Source organism: Streptomyces sp. NPDC037290, from assembly GCF_055603245.1.
In genome coordinates this window covers 396804-413839 of sequence record NZ_JBVJVZ010000006.1, presented here as the reverse complement: position 1 = coordinate 413839, position 17036 = coordinate 396804, and the positions used below count along the sequence as shown (strand labels likewise).

At 70.2% G+C, this 17036-nt stretch carries 15 protein-coding genes; 7 read left to right on the top strand and 8 right to left on the bottom strand.

Going from position 1 to position 17036, the window contains the following annotated elements:
- Nucleotides 1-6 precede the first annotated feature (6 nt).
- The 5 genes from ACZ7HQ_RS23750 to ACZ7HQ_RS23730 all read left to right on the top strand — a co-directional run bounded on the left by ACZ7HQ_RS23750 (nucleotide 7) and on the right by ACZ7HQ_RS23730 (nucleotide 6536).
- Complete coding sequence (locus tag ACZ7HQ_RS23750) at nucleotides 7-789, top strand: methyltransferase domain-containing protein (RefSeq protein ID WP_470993268.1); 783 nt, start codon at nucleotides 7-9, stop codon at nucleotides 787-789.
- 666 nt (nucleotides 790-1455) lie between these two features.
- A complete protein-coding gene (locus ACZ7HQ_RS23745) occupies nucleotides 1456-2229 on the top strand; it encodes an isoprenyl transferase (protein ID WP_470993265.1) in 774 nt (257 codons plus the stop codon).
- Nucleotides 2230-2626: 397 nt separating this feature from the next.
- Complete coding sequence (locus tag ACZ7HQ_RS23740) at nucleotides 2627-3952, top strand: PhoH family protein (protein WP_470993262.1); 1326 nt, start codon at nucleotides 2627-2629, stop codon at nucleotides 3950-3952.
- A 399-nt stretch (nucleotides 3953-4351) separates the two neighbouring features.
- Nucleotides 4352-5053 carry an aggregation-promoting factor C-terminal-like domain-containing protein gene (locus ACZ7HQ_RS23735; protein WP_470993259.1) on the top strand — a complete coding sequence of 234 codons (702 nt, stop codon included), beginning with the start codon at nucleotides 4352-4354 and terminating at the stop codon, nucleotides 5051-5053.
- Between the two features lie 142 nt (nucleotides 5054-5195).
- A complete protein-coding gene (locus ACZ7HQ_RS23730) occupies nucleotides 5196-6536 on the top strand; it encodes an AI-2E family transporter (protein ID WP_470993256.1) in 1341 nt (446 codons plus the stop codon).
- Between the two features lie 89 nt (nucleotides 6537-6625).
- Here ACZ7HQ_RS23730 and ACZ7HQ_RS23725 read toward each other — a convergent pair whose 3' ends face one another.
- The 3 genes from ACZ7HQ_RS23725 to ACZ7HQ_RS23715 form a co-directional block, all read right to left on the bottom strand.
- The gene (locus ACZ7HQ_RS23725; protein WP_470993252.1) at nucleotides 6626-7078 is read right to left on the bottom strand and encodes a hypothetical protein; all 453 of its coding nucleotides are present in this window, start codon (nucleotides 7076-7078) and stop codon (nucleotides 6626-6628) included.
- Between the two features lie 116 nt (nucleotides 7079-7194).
- A complete protein-coding gene (locus tag ACZ7HQ_RS23720; RefSeq protein ID WP_363217436.1) occupies nucleotides 7195-7728 on the bottom strand; it encodes an alkyl hydroperoxide reductase in 534 nt (177 codons plus the stop codon).
- A gap of 3 nt (nucleotides 7729-7731) precedes the next feature.
- Nucleotides 7732-8286 (bottom strand): peroxiredoxin, encoded by a 555-nt coding sequence (locus ACZ7HQ_RS23715; RefSeq protein ID WP_470993249.1) that lies wholly within the window; start codon nucleotides 8284-8286, stop codon nucleotides 7732-7734.
- 139 nt (nucleotides 8287-8425) lie between these two features.
- On the opposite strand from ACZ7HQ_RS23715, the gene ACZ7HQ_RS23710 reads away from it, so the two are divergent.
- Nucleotides 8426-9373: a LysR substrate-binding domain-containing protein gene (locus ACZ7HQ_RS23710; protein WP_470993589.1), complete on the top strand. Its 948-nt coding sequence runs from the start codon at nucleotides 8426-8428 to the stop codon at nucleotides 9371-9373.
- 88 nt (nucleotides 9374-9461) lie between these two features.
- On the opposite strand, the gene ACZ7HQ_RS23705 is transcribed toward ACZ7HQ_RS23710, so the two are convergent.
- From ACZ7HQ_RS23705 to ACZ7HQ_RS23685, 5 genes are all read right to left on the bottom strand, one after another.
- Nucleotides 9462-11804 (bottom strand): ABC transporter permease, encoded by a 2343-nt coding sequence (locus tag ACZ7HQ_RS23705; RefSeq protein WP_470993246.1) that lies wholly within the window; start codon nucleotides 11802-11804, stop codon nucleotides 9462-9464.
- Nucleotides 11801-12490, bottom strand: coding sequence for an ABC transporter ATP-binding protein (locus ACZ7HQ_RS23700; RefSeq protein WP_470993243.1), 690 nt, complete (start codon nucleotides 12488-12490; stop codon nucleotides 11801-11803). The genes ACZ7HQ_RS23705 and ACZ7HQ_RS23700 overlap by 4 nt, the downstream gene beginning before the upstream one ends.
- Nucleotides 12487-13011, bottom strand: a complete 525-nt coding sequence (locus ACZ7HQ_RS23695; RefSeq protein WP_470993240.1) for a PadR family transcriptional regulator — start codon at nucleotides 13009-13011, stop codon at nucleotides 12487-12489. The genes ACZ7HQ_RS23700 and ACZ7HQ_RS23695 overlap by 4 nt, the downstream gene beginning before the upstream one ends.
- Nucleotides 13012-13154: 143 nt before the next feature.
- Nucleotides 13155-13406: a type II toxin-antitoxin system antitoxin gene (locus ACZ7HQ_RS23690; protein ID WP_470993237.1), complete on the bottom strand. Its 252-nt coding sequence runs from the start codon at nucleotides 13404-13406 to the stop codon at nucleotides 13155-13157.
- Nucleotides 13403-14338 carry an SPFH domain-containing protein gene (locus ACZ7HQ_RS23685; protein ID WP_470993234.1) on the bottom strand — a complete coding sequence of 312 codons (936 nt, stop codon included), beginning with the start codon at nucleotides 14336-14338 and terminating at the stop codon, nucleotides 13403-13405. The genes ACZ7HQ_RS23690 and ACZ7HQ_RS23685 overlap by 4 nt, the downstream gene beginning before the upstream one ends.
- A gap of 229 nt (nucleotides 14339-14567) precedes the next feature.
- Here ACZ7HQ_RS23685 and ACZ7HQ_RS23680 point away from each other — a divergent pair, with 229 nt between their 5' ends.
- Nucleotides 14568-16907 carry a transglycosylase domain-containing protein gene (locus ACZ7HQ_RS23680; RefSeq protein WP_470993231.1) on the top strand — a complete coding sequence of 780 codons (2340 nt, stop codon included), beginning with the start codon at nucleotides 14568-14570 and terminating at the stop codon, nucleotides 16905-16907.
- The last annotated feature ends 129 nt before the right edge of the window (nucleotides 16908-17036 follow it).

The window sequence follows — 17036 nt, the reverse complement described above, 5'->3', positions numbered from 1 at the left end:
GAGGGTATGGCAGTGCGGCGTTCCTTCGAAGACCTCGTGGACGAGGGCGTCCACGTGCCGACCGAGGGGTGGGACTTCTCCTGGTTCGAGGGGCGGGCGAGCGAGCAGCGGCCGTCGTGGGGGTACGCCGTGTCGGCGGCGGAGCGGCTGGCCGGAGCCGAGGCCGTGCTCGACATCCAGACCGGCGGCGGTGAGGTCCTCGACTTCGCCCTCGCGACGGCGGCCCCGGCCCGGCCGGTGCTGGCCGCCGCGACGGAGGGCTGGCCGCCGAACGTGGCCAGGGCCACCGCCCTGCTGCGGCCACGTGGCGTGGTGGTCGTCGCCGCCCCGGACGACGTGCCGCTGCCGTTCGCCGACGAGGCGTTCGACCTGGTGCTCAGCCGGCACCCGGTGCGCCCGTACTGGGACGAGATCGCCCGGGTGCTGCGGCCCGGCGGCACGTACTTCGCCCAGCACGTCGGACCGGCCAGCGCCTTCGAGCTGGTCGAGTACTTCCTCGGGCCCCAGCCGGAGGAGGTGCGCTCGGGCCGCGACCCCGAGCGGGAGCGGGCCGACGCCGAGGCGGCGGGTCTGGAGGTGGCGGCGCTGCGGGCGGAGCGGCTGCGGATGGAGTTCCACGACATCGCCGCCGTGGTCCATTTCCTGCGCAAGGTGGTGTGGATGGTGCCGGGCTTCACGGTGGAGGTGTATGAGCCCCAACTGCGCGCCCTGCACGAGCGGATCGAGGAGGAGGGCCCGTTCGTCGCGCACAGCGCCCGGCACCTCTTCGACGTTCGCAAACCGGGCTGATTCGGTCGTGGTGTGCCAACGGTTTCCACATCGTTATCGGCTCCGGTTCACATCAACCACAGGCGTCACATAAGTTCAGACCAAGGTAATTCGCGTCGGCAAACCCGCGCGGCCGGTACCGCGCAGTGGAGGGGGCTGCGCGGTACCCGAAAACCGAGAGATCTCCCGCACCCCCGTAGGGGCACCGTCAAGCCACCGTTCGCTGACGGGTAGCCCATCGGGGGGACCCCCGGCCAACCCGTCGGCATGTCCCCAAGATGGCGCAAACCGTTCGGATTGGTTCTCGTCCGACCGTTTTTCCCTTCGATTCCGCTGCGAACCGGCCATGCGGCGCCCCTGAATCCAGCATTCCGTACTCATCGCGGCGTTGCCGGGCGATTCCGGAGAGTAGTTGTTCCGCGCCGATGCACCCACGATCCCTCACGAAGGGTTATGGTGGAAACCCCCCCTCGGGCCGGTCCGTCTCCCCCCCACGGACCGGCCCGTTTTTCGTTCCCGGTCGACGGCAGGCTCCTCGGATCCTTCCGGAACCTCCCGGGATGCGACGAGCGTCTCTGCCAAGGGGCGCCTGCCCACCCCCCAAACCCGGGGCCGGACCAAAGTCTCCAGCGGGGTAGGCTCGGACGACTCCCGCCCCGAACCCGCCGCCAACCCCCGGAGGGCCACGTGAACCTGCGCGAAAACCTGCGCAGCCTGCTCGTCAGGCTCTACGCACGCCGGGTGGAGGGCCACCTGGACCACGACCAGGTGCCCAAGCACATCGGCGTCATCATGGACGGCAACCGCCGCTGGGCGAAGGCGTCCGGCTCCACCACCGTCCACGGCCACCGGGCCGGTGCCGAGAAGATCGAGGAATTCCTCGGCTGGTGCACCGAGACCGACGTCGAGGTCGTCACCCTGTGGCTGCTGTCCACGGACAACTTCGACCGGCCCCAGGACGAGCTCGGCCCGCTGCTCGGCATCATCGAGGACGTCGTCCGTACCCTCGCCGCCGACGGCCGCTGGCGCGTGCACCACGTCGGCACGACGGACCTGCTGCCGGGCGGTATGCAGCGCACCCTGAAGGAGGCCGAGGAGGCCACCGCCCACATCGACGGCATACTCGTCAACGTGGCCATCGGCTACGGCGGCCGGCAGGAGATCGCCGACGCCGTGCGCTCCATGCTGCTCGATGCCCACGACAAGGGCGTGCAGATGGAACAACTCGCCGAGACCGTGGACGTCGACATGATCGGCCGTCACCTCTACACCGGCGACCAGCCCGACCCGGACCTCGTCATCCGCACCAGCGGCGAACAGCGGCTGTCCGGATTCATGCTGTGGCAGACCGCGCACTCCGAGTACTACTTCTGCGAGGTCTTCTGGCCGGCCTTCCGCAAGGTCGACTTCCTGCGCGCGCTGCGCGACTACGCCGCACGTCACCGCCGTTACGGCGGCTGAGACCCACCGAACGCCCCGTCGGCCGCCACACCGGCGGGGCGTAGCGAATACCCCTGTTCGTGCGGAGGTAACGAGGAGTTCACCGGCACGCCGGTGGCTGCTTTTGCATGGCGGTGCATGTTCGAGGGCATAAGCCAAGCAGGTCGACGCCCGAACCACGGGTGTCGGATCTCAGCGGACGGCACGGGGCCGTCCGCCCGGGAGGCCCTTTGCACCAGCCCGACCGTGCGGTCACTGCACGGAAGCAGCCGCGGAGGGCCGGTTCACGGCCCGCCGCGCGCACGGGCCGTCGACCGGCCTGGACTTTCCCGCCCACCAGGGCCGGGACTGCCCCACTCTCCCGGCCCAGCTTCCACTCCGTCGCTCCCCGACCTCATCCGAGGGGGTACGTCCTTCCGTGGTGACCAGCACAAAGCGCCACAAGCCTGATCGGCGCACCTATGTTCTCGACACCAGCGTCCTGCTGGCCGACCCGAACGCCCTGACCCGCTTCGACGAGCACGAAGTCGTGCTCCCCATCGTGGTGGTCACGGAACTGGAGGCCAAGCGGCACCATCCGGAACTCGGCTACTTCGCCCGCCAGGCGCTGCGCCTGCTGGACGACTACCGGGTGAAGAACGGTCGCCTCGACGCCCCCATCCCGATCGGGGAGCTGGGCGGGACCGTCCGTGTCGAGCTCAACCACTCGGACCCCAGCGTGCTGCCCACCGGCTACCGCCTGGGGGACAACGACTCCCGCATCCTCGCGGTCGCCCGCAACCTGCAGGCCGAGGGGTACGACGTCACCGTCGTGTCGAAGGACCTCCCGCTCAGGATCAAGGCGTCCTCCGTGGGTCTCCTCGCCGAGGAGTACCGGGCCGAACTCGCCATCACGGAGAACTCCGGCTGGACCGGAATGTCCGAACTGACGCTCTCCGGCGAACAGGTGGACATCCTCTTCGAGGAAGGCCATGTGTACGTCCCGGAGGCCTCCGACCTCCCCGTGCACACCGGCCTGACCATCCAGTCCGAGCGCGGCAAGGCGCTCGGCCGCATCACCGCCGAGGGCAACGTCCGTCTGGTGCGCGGCGACCGGGAGGCGTTCGGCATCAAGGGCCGCAGCGCCGAGCAGCGCATCGCGCTCGACCTGCTGCTCGACCCGGACGTCGGGATCGTCTCCATGGGCGGCCGGGCCGGCACCGGCAAGTCGGCGCTGGCGCTGTGCGCGGGCCTGGAGGCGGTCCTGGAGCGCCGTCAGCACCAGAAGGTGATGGTCTTCCGGCCGCTGTACGCGGTCGGCGGGCAGGAGCTGGGCTATCTGCCGGGCAGCGAGGCCGAGAAGATGAGCCCGTGGGCGCAGGCCGTCTTCGACACGCTGTCCGCGGTCACCAGCCGCGAGGTCATCGAGGAGGTCACCGCGCGCGGGATGCTGGAGGTGCTCCCGCTCACCCACATCCGCGGCCGCTCGCTGCACGACGCGTTCGTGATCGTGGACGAGGCCCAGTCGCTCGAACGGAACGTCCTTCTCACCGTTCTGTCCCGAATCGGCGCGAATTCACGGGTGGTTCTCACCCATGACGTGGCACAGCGGGACAATTTGCGCGTCGGGCGCTATGACGGAGTGGTCGCCGTCGTGGAGAAGCTGAAGGGACACCCGCTCTTCGCGCATGTCACGCTAACCCGGTCCGAGAGGTCCCAGATTGCGGCGCTTGTGACCGAAATGCTGGAGGACGGTCACATCTGACCTGACACGCACGGAAGTTGGCGCCGTCCGGTAAAGGCCAAGAGCCTAGCCGGGCGGCGCCTTCGCGCGTGGAGCTTTCCAGAAATCCCCCGGGGCAAACGAGGTGTGAGCTTTCACACTCAACGCAGAATTGCCACGCGGCGTCCGGTTACGGCAGAGTCTCACTCCTGTCAGGCCCCGCATACGACACAGCCGTACCCCCAGCGGTACTGCGCCACAGAAGCACCACCAACTCCATAGAGTTCGTCGTATGCCGCCCGAGCACCACGCGGCGCTCCCCTCGGGGGAGTTGCCCACCGGGCCCGCGCCTCCCGTGACCCCGCAGTTGGGAGGCCAGTGTCAGGGGCACGATTGCGTCCGCCAGGGTCACCGAAGCGGGCGATGCTGGAAGGAAACCGTGTGAGCCGGATTTCGGTCCGGGGATTCGCAGTGGCCTCGGCCACCGCGGTCACCGCCGTCGGAAGCGTCGTCGGAGTTGCCTCGGGCAGCGTCGCGCAGCAGAACAACAACGACGCCGAGGCGACGGCAGCCGACACCACGCTCCTCGCGGACATACCCGCGGGCCAGCAGGCCCAGGTGCAGTCCGCGTCCCTGACGCAGCAGGCCGACGCCCAGGCCATCGCCGCGGACGCGAGCGCCAAGAAGGACGCCGAGGAGGCGGCCCGCAAGGCAGCCGCCGAGACCGCGATCGCCAAGAAGGCCGCGGCCGAGCAGGCGGCCAAGCAGGCCAAGGAGCGCGCCGAGGCCAAGAAGGTGGCCAGCCGCGACAGCGCCCGCGACTCCTCCAGCTTCCCCGTCCAGAGCAGCTACAGCGTCGCGCAGATCCAGGCGATGGCGCGTCAGATGGTGGCGGGCGACCAGTTCCAGTGCTTCAGCAACATCGTGGACCACGAGTCCAGCTGGAACTACCAGGCGACCAACGCCTCCTCCGGTGCCTACGGTCTCTTCCAGGCCCTGCCCGCCGGCAAGTACGCCTCGGCCGGCGCCGACTGGCAGACCAACCCGGCCACCCAGATCAAGTGGGGCCTCAACTACATGAACAGCCGGTACGGCAGCCCCTGCCAGGCCTGGTCGTTCTGGGCGGCCAACCACTGGTACTAGGCCCGGCTCGGCCACACTCAACCTTGCGCAGCCCCTCCCCGTCCTCAGGGGAGGGGCTTTCGCCCTGTACGGTCGTATCCGGATGCCTCCAGGGGGAGGAGAGGTGGCGAGCACGCGGGGACGCGGGGGAAGAGGACGGATCATGTCGCGAGTGCCAGGGTGGCTCGGCAAGCTCGGTGCCGGTCTCACCGAGATGAGCGAGCGCCTGGACGAGCGCCGTGCCGAGGTGGAGCGCGAGCACGCCCCCGATCCCTCGGACACCCCGCCGGAACCCGCCACCCCCGCAGCCGACGCGCCCCCCGCACCGCCCGCCCGCAGGACCGCGCCCCCGGCCGGCCCCCGCCCCGACCCCGCCGAGGCCGTGCCCTGGGGCGTACGGGTCGCCGCCGAGGCCGGCTGGCGGCTGCTGGTCCTCGCCGGCACCGTCTGGGTCCTGATGCGCGTCATCAGCGCCGTCCAGCTGGTGGTGTTCGCCTTCGTCATCGCCCTGCTCGTGACCGCGCTGCTGCAGCCGACGGTCGCCCGGCTCACCCGGCGCGGAGTGCCGCGCGGCCCGGCCACGGCGCTCACCGCGATCAGCGGGTTCGTCGTCATAGGGCTGATGGGCTGGTTCGTGACCTGGCAGGTCATGGAGAACATCGACACGCTCTCCAACCAGATCCAGTCCGGCATCGACGACCTGCGCGACTGGCTGCTGAAGAGCCCGTTCCACGTCACCGACAAGCAGATCAACCAGATCGCCAAGAACCTCCGCGAGGCGATCGGCGCCAACGCCGACCAGATAACGTCCGCGGGCCTGGAGGGCGTTCAGGTCATCATCGAGGCCCTCACCGGCATCCTGCTGGTGTTCTTCTCGACGCTGTTCCTGCTCTACGACGGCAAGCGCATCTGGGAGTGGTTCCTGAAGCTGGTGCCCTCCGCGGCCCGCCCGGGCGTGGCCGGTGCCGGCCCGCGCGCCTGGCTCACCCTGACCGCCTACGTCCGCGGCACGGTCCTGGTCGCTCTGATAGACGCCATCTTCATCGGTATCGGCATCTACTTCCTCAACGTGCCGATGGCCGTCCCGCTGGCCGTCTTCATCTTCCTGTTCTCCTTCATCCCGCTGGTCGGCGCGGTCGCCTCGGGCGCGCTCGCGGTGATCGTGGCGCTGGTGACCCAGGGCGTCTTCACGGCCGTCATGACCCTGGTGGTGGTCCTCGCGGTGCAGCAGATCGAGGGCCATGTCCTGCAGCCGTTCATCCTGGGCCGGGCCGTCCGCGTCCACCCGCTGGCGGTGGTCCTCACGGTCGCGGCCGGCGGTATGGTGGCCGGCATCGGCGGCGCGGTGGTGGCCGTACCGCTGGTGGCGGTGGCGAACACGGTGGTCGGGTATCTGCGGCAGTACTCGGAGGAGCTGCAGCGGCAGAAGACCGGGGCCGCACCGGTGGACGAGACCACCGGCGAGCCGGGTGCGGCCACCGCGGACGAGAACGCGGGCGCGTAGGGCCTGTCCGGCGGATCATGCCGGAGTCGCGGGGCATGGCACGCCCATCTGCGGTGTTGTCGTCGGTTGCCGCCGCGCCCGGCGCGTGCTCATCCGTAGAGAACGATCATGGCGGCGAGCAGCAGGGCGGCGGAGACCGCGAACGCCGGCATGCGGTGCCGGCGCCACGCGGCGAGGGCGAGGGCGCATGTCCACATTCCGCCGGTGAGGGTGACGGCCGGCCGGCCGGAGAGCGCCTCGGCTGCCGAGAGGGGGAGTACCCCCAGCAGGATCGTGGGCGGGACGATGATGCTCCGTGGCCGGATGCCGAGCCGCTTGTACACCACGCTCAGGACGACCGCGGAGACGGCGAGGACCAGGGGAACGGCCGTCAGGCCCCACCAGGTGAAGCAGAGGGTGTCCACCGTCTCGCACTCGAGGTCGTTGCGGTGGATGGCCCACGAGAGGTAGCGGTCGGCGCCGGTGGCCAGCAGCGCTCCGGTGGCGGCCGCGCCCGTCACACGCGGGAGCACGGATCCTGGTTCCGTGCGGGGAGTGTCCATTCCCGCAGCCTTCCGCAACCGGGGGTCGCAGGACCTGAGTACGGATACTCAGAAGACGGACGACGGCCCCCTGCCCGGCGGATGGGCAGGGGGCCGTCGCGATGCGCCGCGTCGGGCTACTCGGCCAGCACGGCCTCTGCGTCGAGGGTGACGCCGACCGCCTGGATCACCGAGGCGATCTTGAAGGCCTCCTGGACGACCTCGCGCTCCACGCCGGCCTTGCGCAGCACCTGCTCGTGCGAGTCCAGGCACAGGCCACAGCCGTTGATCGCGGACACCGCGAACGACCACAGCTCGAAGTCGACCTTCTCCACACCCGGGTTGCCGATGACGTTCATCCGCAGGCCCGCGCGCAGGGTGCCGTACTCGTGGTCCGACAGCAGGTGGCGCGTCCGGTAGAAGACGTTGTTCATCGCCATGATGGCGGCCGCGGACTTCGCCGCGGTGTACGCCTCCGGCGTCAGGTTCGCCTTCGCCTCCGGCTCCAGCTCACGCAGCACGATCGGGGAACGGGAGGCGATGGCGGTCGCCAGCACCGTGCCCCACAGCTGCTGCGCGGGCAGCTCGGAGTTGCCGATGACCGAGCCCAGGTTGAGCTTCAGGTCCTTGGCGTAGTCCGGGACGCGGGACTTCAGCGAGTCGAGCGACATGGGTCACTCACCAGCCAGCAGCGCGACCGGGTCCAGGGTGTCCTCGCCCTTGCTCCAGTTGCACGGGCACAGCTCGTCGGTCTGCAGGGCGTCCAGGACCCGCAGGACCTCCTTGGGGTTACGGCCCACGGAACCGGCGGTGACCATCGTGAACTGGATCTCGTGGTTCGGGTCGACGATGAAGACGGCGCGCTGCGCGAAGCCGTCCTCGCCCTCGATGCCCAGGTCGCGCATCAGCTCGTGCTTGGAGTCGGCCAGCATCGGGAACGGCAGGTCGGTCAGGTCCGGGTGGTCCTTGCGCCAGGCGTGGTGGACGAACTCGGAGTCACCGGAGAAGCCGAGGATCTGGGCGTCGCGGTCGGCGAACTCGTCGTTCAGCTTCCCGAACGCGGCGATCTCGGTCGGGCAGACGAAGGTGAAGTCCTTCGGCCAGGCGAACACGACCAGCCACTTGCCCTCGTAGGACTTGTGGTGGATCTGCTCGAACTCCTTGCCCTTCTCCAGCGAGACGCAGGCGGTCAGTTCGAACTCGGGGAACTTGTCACCGACAGTGAGCACACGCTCTCCTTGCAGCGAAGAAAAGCCCTTTTTGGGGGCGTTTCCCTTGGGTTGGACTTATCTGATGTTGGCACAGGGTGCATTGATTAGGGAAATAGCTACACTCGGTCATGTTGATCGGAGGTAGTTATCAGTGACCATGAGTAACGGCAAGCGGAGGCAGCCCAGCCTCGCCCAGCTGCGGGCCTTCGCCGCCGTCGCCGAACACCTGCACTTCCGGGACGCGGCGGCCGCCATCGGCATGAGCCAGCCCGCCCTGTCCGGCGCGGTCTCGGCGCTGGAGGAGAGCCTCGGCGTGACCCTCCTCGAGCGTACGACGCGCAAGGTACTGCTCTCGCCCGCCGGCGAGCGTCTCGCCCTGCGGGCGAAGGCGGTGCTGGACGCGGTCGGGGCGCTGCTGGAGGAGGCCGAGGCGGTCCGGGCGCCCTTCACCGGTGTGCTGCGCCTCGGGGTGATCCCCACGGTCGCGCCGTATCTGCTGCCGACCGTGCTGCGGCTCGTCCACGAGCGCTATCCGCACCTCGACCTCCAGGTCCACGAGGAGCAGACCGCGAGCCTCATCGACGGCCTGGGTTCCGGCCGGCTCGACCTGCTGTTGCTGGCGGTCCCGCTCGGCGTGCCCGGGGTGGTCGAACTCCCGCTGTTCGACGAGGACTTCGTGCTCGTCACCCCACTCGACCACTGGCTCGGCGGCCGCGAGGGCATTCCGCGCGAGGCGCTGAAGGAGCTGAACCTGCTGCTCCTGGACGAGGGCCACTGCCTGCGCGACCAGGCCCTGGACATCTGCCGGGAGGCCGGCCGCGCGGACGCCCCGGTGACCACGACGGCCGCAGGGCTGTCCACGCTGGTCCAGCTGGTGGCCGGCGGCCTCGGCTGCACGCTGCTGCCGCGTACCGCGCTGAAGCTGGAGACCACCCGCAGCAGTCAGCTCCTCACCGGGTCCTTCGCCGAGCCGGCGCCGAGCCGCCGGGTCGCCCTCGCGATGCGGGCGGGCGCGGCGCGCTCCGCGGAGTACGCGGAGCTGGCCGTGGCGTTGCGGGACGCCCTGCGGGTCCTGCCGGTGCGGGTCCTGGACGCCGCCGACTAGTAGTGCTTCGTTACGAACCGGCGCCGATGCCCGGAGCCGGCCTGATCCGCCGGACAAGGGTGGTTCCCGGGCCGCGCGGCCGGGCCGCCTACTCCGTCCGCAGGCCCTCCGGCCGCATCAGCCGCAGCAGCGGCGGCAGGCTCAGCACGGTGACCGTGAGGACCACCGCCGCGCCGACGGCCGTCATCGACAGCACGCTCGGCCAGTCCACGCCCACCGTCACGCCCGCCATCTGCAGCAGGACCGCGCCCAGCGTCAGCCCGATGGCCGAGGCGAGCAGCAGACCCAGGGTGATCGGGATCGCCGTCTGCCAGAACACCGACATGCCAAGGGTGCGCCGCCGGGTACCGAAGGCGACCAGCGCCGACAGCAGCTTCCTGCGCTCGCGCAGCTGCTCCAGCTGGGAGACCAGCAGGCTCACACCGATCAGCGCCAGCACACAGACGGCGCCCGCGAACGTTCCGGTGCGGATGGAGTCGAACTGCGGCGACCGGTCGGTGGCCGCGTACACCATCGAGTCCGCGAACGGGTCGATTCCCGCAGCCGTGTTGCGGACGTACTCGCGCACGTCGGACACCGACTCGTCCAGCGAGAGGTACAGCGCTCCGTTCAGCGCGCCGCTGACCCGGCCGGACATGGCGCCCGGTGTCATCAGCACGCCGCTCTCCTTGATCCCGTTCGGGCTGGTGATCGCGCGGGCACGCTTCAGCCCGCCCGGCACGGTCCACCGGACATCCGGGCCGTCGAACAGCCCGTCGCTCGCGTTGACGTGGAGGGTGCGGCCCGGCCGGGCGAGCTTCGCCACGTCGGCGTCCCGCTCCCCGCCGGTCGCCGCGAAGACGTCCCCGTCGTGACAGGAGGGCAGCCGGGCCACCGAACGCAGCGCGGCGCAGGTGCCGACGGTGAGGCCGACGGTGTTCTCCGGTCCCTTGCCGGAGGTCCAGCGCCGGTCGCCCAGGTCGGTGCTGCCCAGCGCCGTGACCTTCCGTACGCCCTTGGTCGTGCCGAACTTCTCGGCGGCCGGGATGAAGGGCAGCCCTCGCGGCAGGTTGACCTGCATCTGCACATGGTCGGTGTCCTGCGCGGTGGACTTGGTGTAGTCACCCTGGACGCCCGCGAACAGCATCTGCAGCGCGATCGCCCCGGCCACCGCGACCGCGATGCCGTTCACCATGCGGGCCGCCGAACCGCTGCTCAACTGCAGCCGTCGTACCGCCAGTTGCCAGGCCACCCCGCCGCGCCCGAGCCGGGCCACCGCCGCCTCGACGGCCCACGGAAGCAGCGCGGTCAGACCGATGAGCAGCAGCAGGATGCCGGCGACCACCTGGTACTCGTTGAAGTCGCCGTTGTTCCGCCCCTGTCCCATCATCGGTGCGAGGCACGCCAGTCCGCCCAGCGGCAGCAGCAGCCGCCACCACAGCCGGCGGCGCCTGGGCTTGGCCGTACGGACCACGCCCAGCGGCTCGATGACCACCCCTCGCAACGCGAACAGCGTGACCAGCACCGCCGCCGCCGGAACGGCGACCGCGACCAGGGCGGCCAGTGCCACGGAGGGGTTGAGGTAGCTGGGGAACACGCTGATGCCCACGATCTCCACCGAGCCCGCCAGCTGACGGCCGAGCAGGAAGAAGAAGGTGCCGAAGACCAGTCCGACCAGGGAGCCGGCGAGCGCCTCGCCCGCGGCGATCCGCCGGGTCATCCGGCTGTCGGAGCCCACCAGCCGCAGTGCGGCCAGCCTGCGGTCGCGCCGCTCGCCACCGAACCGTACGGCCGTGGCGATGAACACGGCGACCGGCGTCAGCAGCACCACGAAGACGACCAGCACCAGCAGGAGCAGGACGGGGTCCGCCTTGTCGTGCTGGACCGCCTGCGGCGGTCCGAAGTGGGTGATACGGGCCGTCTGCCAGCCGTTGATGTGCGGGGCCAGGTCCTTCGCGCCGGCGTAGTAGGCGAGATCGTGCGAGCCGATGAGTCCGGACTCGCCGATCGTGCCGACGATCCGGTACGGCAGCCGCTCGCGCAGCAGCTTGCCGGCGTCGGAGCCGAGGAGCTCCTTCAGCGCGGGGGAGACGACCATGTCGCCCGGAGCCGGGTACTTCGCCAGGCCGGGTGCGAGCGGTGCCCGCGGCCCCTCCGGCTCCACCAGCCGGCCGCGCACGTCGCTGCCCCGGTACGACGTGTCGATGTCGGAGACCACCAGGGTGTTCGCGGCCTTCGGCCGGTACGGGCCGTAGGTGTAGTCCTGGCGGGCGTCGTCGCGCTGTTGCCGCACGGTCAGCGCGTTCGGGATCGCGGTCGTCAGCAGCAGCAGGGCCACGCCCAGCCCCACGCCGACCGCCGTCAGCAGTACCCGGATCCAGCCCTCGCGCCCGCCGGTGAAGGCGAACCGGACGCCCATGCCGAGGTCCCTGGACCACTGCCTGACGTTCATATGGCGCGCTCCATGTCGCGGGACTTGCCGTCGCGTACGACGATCTCGCGGTCGGAGTAGGCGGCCACCCGGGCCTCGTGCGTGACCAGGACCACGGCGGCGTTGGTGGAGCGGGCCGCGTCCGTCAGCAGCTCCATCACACGCTCGCCGTTGAGGGAGTCGAGGGCGCCGGTCGGCTCGTCGGCGAACACCACCCGGGGAGCCGTGACCAGGGCCCGCGCCACGGCGACCCGCTGCCCCTGGCCGCCGGAGACCTCGCCGGGCCGCTTGTCCTTGAGGTCGTGCACCTCCAGGCGTTCCATCCAGGTGAGCGCGGTCCGCTCGGCCTGCTTGCGGGAGGTGCCGTTCAGCCGGAGCGGCAGCGCCACGTTCTCCACGCAGGTCAGCTCCGGGACGAGCTGGCCGAACTGGAAGACGAACCCGAACTCGCTGCGGCGCAGCGCGCTGCGCTCGGTGTCGCTCATGCCGGCCAGTTCCCGGCCGGCGTACGTGATGGAGCCGGAGTCGGGCGGCACGATGCCGGCGAGGCAGTGCAGCAGCGTCGACTTGCCCGAGCCGGAGGGACCCATCACGGCGACGACCTCGCCGGGGTGAATGGAGAACTCGGCGCCGTCGAGCGCGACCGTGGGGCCGTAGGACTTGCGCAGGTCGTCTGCGGTGAGGAGGGAGCCGGCGGGAGCGGTCACCTGGTCACCTCCGCGCGGAGCTTGTCGAGGCGCGCGGCGGTCAGTTCCAGCCAGCGCAGGTCGGCCTCCAGGTGGAACAGCGCGTGGTCGCAGATCAGCTGGTCCGCGAGGTCGCCCTTGCGCTTGCGGTCGGTGAGGATCCGCATGCTGCGCAGGTGCTCGGCGCGCTGGGTGTCGAGGATGAGGGAGGCGTCGCGGTGGGTGAGGAGGGCGAGGACGACCTTGGTGTACAGGGTCGACTGCAGGTACTCCTCCGGCTTCTCCGGCGTGCCGAGCCAGCGGTCGACGTCGGTGATGCCCGCGCCGGTGATGGCGTACCGCTTCCGCTCGGGGCCGTCGCCCGCCTCGACCCCGTCGACCTCGACGAGGCCGTGCTTCAGCAGCCGGGACATCGTGGAGTAGACCTGGCCGTAGTGCAGCGGCCGGTCGTGACCGAACTTCTCGTCGAAGGCCCGCTTGAGGTCGTAGCCATGGCGCGGGCCGGACTCCAGGAGTCCCAGGAGGGTGTGACCGATGGACATGCAGAGCACTCTACACACGGTGTATACCCGGGATGTATACACGGAGTGTGGGGATCATGGCGGGGGGTACGGCCGTGCAGGTGGAGGGCCATTGTCATGGTTCGGTAACGAAGACGGCCCCTCCGGCTGCGAGAGGGGGCGGGTCAGACCGACGGGGGCCGGGGGCCGGAGCCCCCGGGCGGCCGGCCCCGTCGCGGCAGCGGGCCCGTCTCCTTCGGCAGCCGTCCCGCCTCGGCCAGCGCCTTCCTGAGGAGGAACTCGATCTGCGCGTTGGCCGACCGCAGCTCGTCACCGGCCCAGCGGGCCAGTGCCTCGTACACCGTCGGGTCCAGCCGCAGCAGCACCTGCTTGCGCTGCTGCGGCCGTCGCTTCGGAGCCTCGGAAGGGTCCGTCACTGGTAGAGGGTCCCGGTGTTGAGGACCGGCTGCGGGGCACGGTCGCCGCAGAGCACCACCATCAGGTTGGACACCATCGCCGCCTTGCGCTCCTCGTCCAGTTCCACGATGTCCGCCTCGGCGATCCGGCCGAGCGCCGCCTCCACCATGCCGACCGCTCCGTCCACGATCTGGCGCCGCGCGGCCACGACCGCGCCCGCCTGCTGCCGCTGGAGCATCGCCGAGGCGATCTCGGGAGCGTACGCGAGATGCGTGAAGCGGGACTCGATGATCTCGACTCCGGCCGCCTCCACGCGCACCTGCAGCTCGACGGCCAGCTTCTCGGTGATCTCCTCGGCGTTGCCGCGCAGCGACAGGTCGTCCTCGTCGTGGGCGTCGTAGGGGTACTCGATCGCGATGTGCCGTACGGCCGTCTCGGTCTGCGTGGCCACGAACTCGGTGAAGTCGTCCACCTCGAAGGTGGCCTGCGCGGTGTCCTGGACCTTCCAGACGACGACCGCGGCCAGCTCGATCGGGTTGCCGTAGGCGTCGTTGACCTTCAGGACGGCCGTCTCGTGGTTGCGCACCCGCGTGGAGATGCGCGTGCGCGAGGTGAAGGGGTTCACCCAGCGCAGGCCGTCCTGCCGGATCGTGCCCCGGTACCGCCCGAAGAGCTGGACGACGCGGGCCTCGCCGGGCGCGACCGTGTTCAGGCCGCGCATGGCGATGACGGCGGCGAGGAAGACGACGACGCCGGCGACGACGAGCCCGGCCTTGGCGCCGGGGGCGGTGACCGCCGCGGCGGCGGCGAACAGCGCGGCGCCGGCGCCGAGCCCGGCGAGCCCGAGCAGCAGGGCGAGCCCGCCGCCGATGCTGTGGGCGGTGAACTCCCGCACCCGTGGCGCGGGCATCTCGGGTACGTCGGCGGTGGCGGCCGGGTGGTGAGCGGACATGGTGGTCCCCGTTTCTCATGAGGCCCGCTGCGGCGGGCCTAGCTTGCTTCTAGCTAAGTGATATCACTTTTTGCGGTCGAAGCAACCCTGTGACCTCCACAGCCGTCGGTTCCCTAGGGGCAGGTGCTGATTCTCACGTCCGTAAAAGAGCGGATCGGACGCCCTTTGTCATATAGGCGAGTGTTAGCTTTCGGAGCTGACCCCGAGACGGAAGCGAGCGTAGGGACCCATGGGACGAGCGGAAGAGAGACGAGCGCGACAGCGCGGTGGCCGCCGCGCGGCGACCAAGCGCCGCCGTTCCGCGCCCACGGCAGGGGCGGCCGGCACCGGTCCCGGTGGCACACCCCCCGCCAGGAAGAGCCTCATACGCCGGCTCTTCACCTGGAAGAAGATCCTCGGCACGTTCTTCGGGTTCTGTCTGCTGATGATCGCGGGCTTCATCGGGCTGTACCTGTACGTGGACGTCCCCGCGGCCAACATCGACGCCGGAAAACAGAGCAACGTCTACAAGTTCAGCGACGGGACGACCCTGACCCGCAAGGGCGACGTCAACCGCGAGATCGTGGACCTCTCCAAGGTGCCCCGCAAGGTCCAGCTGACCTTCGTCGCCGCGGAGAACAAGAGCTTCTACCACGACGCCGGCGTCGACTTCAAAGGCACCGCCCGCGCCCTGCTCAACACGCTGTCCGGCAAGGGCAAGCAAGGTGGTTCCACGATCACCCAGCAGTACGTCAAGAACTACTACCTCAACCAGGACCAGACCGTCACGCGCAAGCTGAAGGAACTGGTCATCTCCCTGAAGGTGGACCGCGAGCAGTCCAAGGACGACATCCTCGCGGGCTACATCAACACCAGCTACTACGGCCGCGACGCCTACGGCATCCAGGCCGCGGCCCAGGCGTACTTCCACACCGACGCCGAGAAACTGTCGGTCCAGCAGGGCGCCTATCTCGCCGCGCTGCTCCAGGCGCCCAGCCAGTACGACTGGGCCGTCGCCACCGACACCGGCAAGCGGCTGGTGACGGCGCGCTGGAACTACGTCCTGGACAACATGGTCCAGGAGGGCTGGCTGTCCAAGTCCGAGCGCGACGGCCTGCACTTCCCCAAGATCAAGGAGCCCAGGGCCGCCGCCGGCCTCGGCGGACAGAAGGGCTACCTGGTCGACCTCGCCAACCAGCAGCTCGAGCAGCAGCTCATGGCGCAGCAGGGCCTGAGCCAGTCCGAGGCCGAGAACGCGGTCATCGGCAAGGGCTGGACGATCACCCTCAACATCGACCGGAAGAAGCAGGCCGCGCTGGAGAAGGCCGTCAAGAGCCAGCTGACCGGCAAGCTCGACGCGAAGCGGCGCAAGGTCGACGGAGCCGTGCAGGGGGGAGCCGTCTCGGTCGACCCGAAGACCGGCAAGATCGTCGCGCTCTACGGCGGCCAGGACTACTACCGGCACTACTACAACAACGCCACCCGCAAGGACTACCAGCCGGCCTCGACGTTCAAGCCGGTCATCCTGGCCGCCGCGCTGCAGAACGGCGCGACCACCCAGGACGGCAAGCCGATCACGGCCAACACGATGTACGACGGCACCAGCGGCCGTCAGGTCGTCGACCACGGCAGCAAGGTCGGCTTCGGCCCGCCGAACGAGGACCACCACAACTACGGCCCCATCACCGTCCAGCAGGCGATGAACAACTCCGTCAACTCCGTCTTCGCGCAGATGGGCATGGACGTCGGGATGAGCAAGGTGATGGACACGGCCAAGCAGCTGGGCATGGACACCAAGGGCATGCAGGCCGTGCCCGCCCAGACGCTGGGCTCCATGGGGGCGAGCCCGCTGGAGATGGCCGGCATCTACGCCACCTTGGCCAACCACGGCGACAAGGTGACCCCGAGCATCATCAAGTCCGCGGAGTGGCAGGGCCGTCCGCTGCAGCTGCCCGACCCGGTCGGCGGCTCGGTGATCAGCAGGACCGCCGCCGACACGGTGACCTCCGTCCTCACCGGCGTGGTCGACGACGGTACGGCGAAGCAGCACGTGGCCGACAACCCGCTGCGCGACGGCCAGCAGGTCGCCGGCAAGACCGGTACCTCCGACGAGGACAGGTCCGCCTGGTTCACCGGCTACACGCCCGACCTGGTCACCTCCGTCGGCCTGTTCGGCGAGGACCCGAAGACCAGGGCCCATGTCTCCCTGACCGGCGCGGCAGGCCTGCTCGACTCGACCGGCAGCCCCGGCCGCGTCAACGGTGGCGGCTACCCGGCACAGATCTGGGCCGCGTACACCTTCGGCGTGACGGACAAGGCCGAGTTCGAGCTGGACACCACACAGGGCGCGGCCGTCCAGCCCACGCAGTCGTCGCCGTCGCCGAGCCAGTCGTCGTCGCCGTCGCCGAGCCAGTCGTCGTCGCCGTCGCCGAGCCACTCGTCGTCGCCGTCGCCGAGCCACGCGTCCTCGTCACCGCCGCCGAGCCACTCGTCGTCGTCACCGTCGCCGAGCCAGTCGTCGTCGCCGCCCCCGAGCGGACCCTCCGACGACACCACCCCGCAGGACCCGCTGGACGTCGGCGGACAGTAGGGCACACAAGCGAAGGGGGGGGGGGGGGGCCGCGGGGGGGTTTGTCTTTTTTGTGGGGGGGGGGGGGGGTGGGGGGTGGGGGGGGGGGGGGGGGGGGGGGGGGGGGTTTGTCGGGAGGGGGGGAGGAGA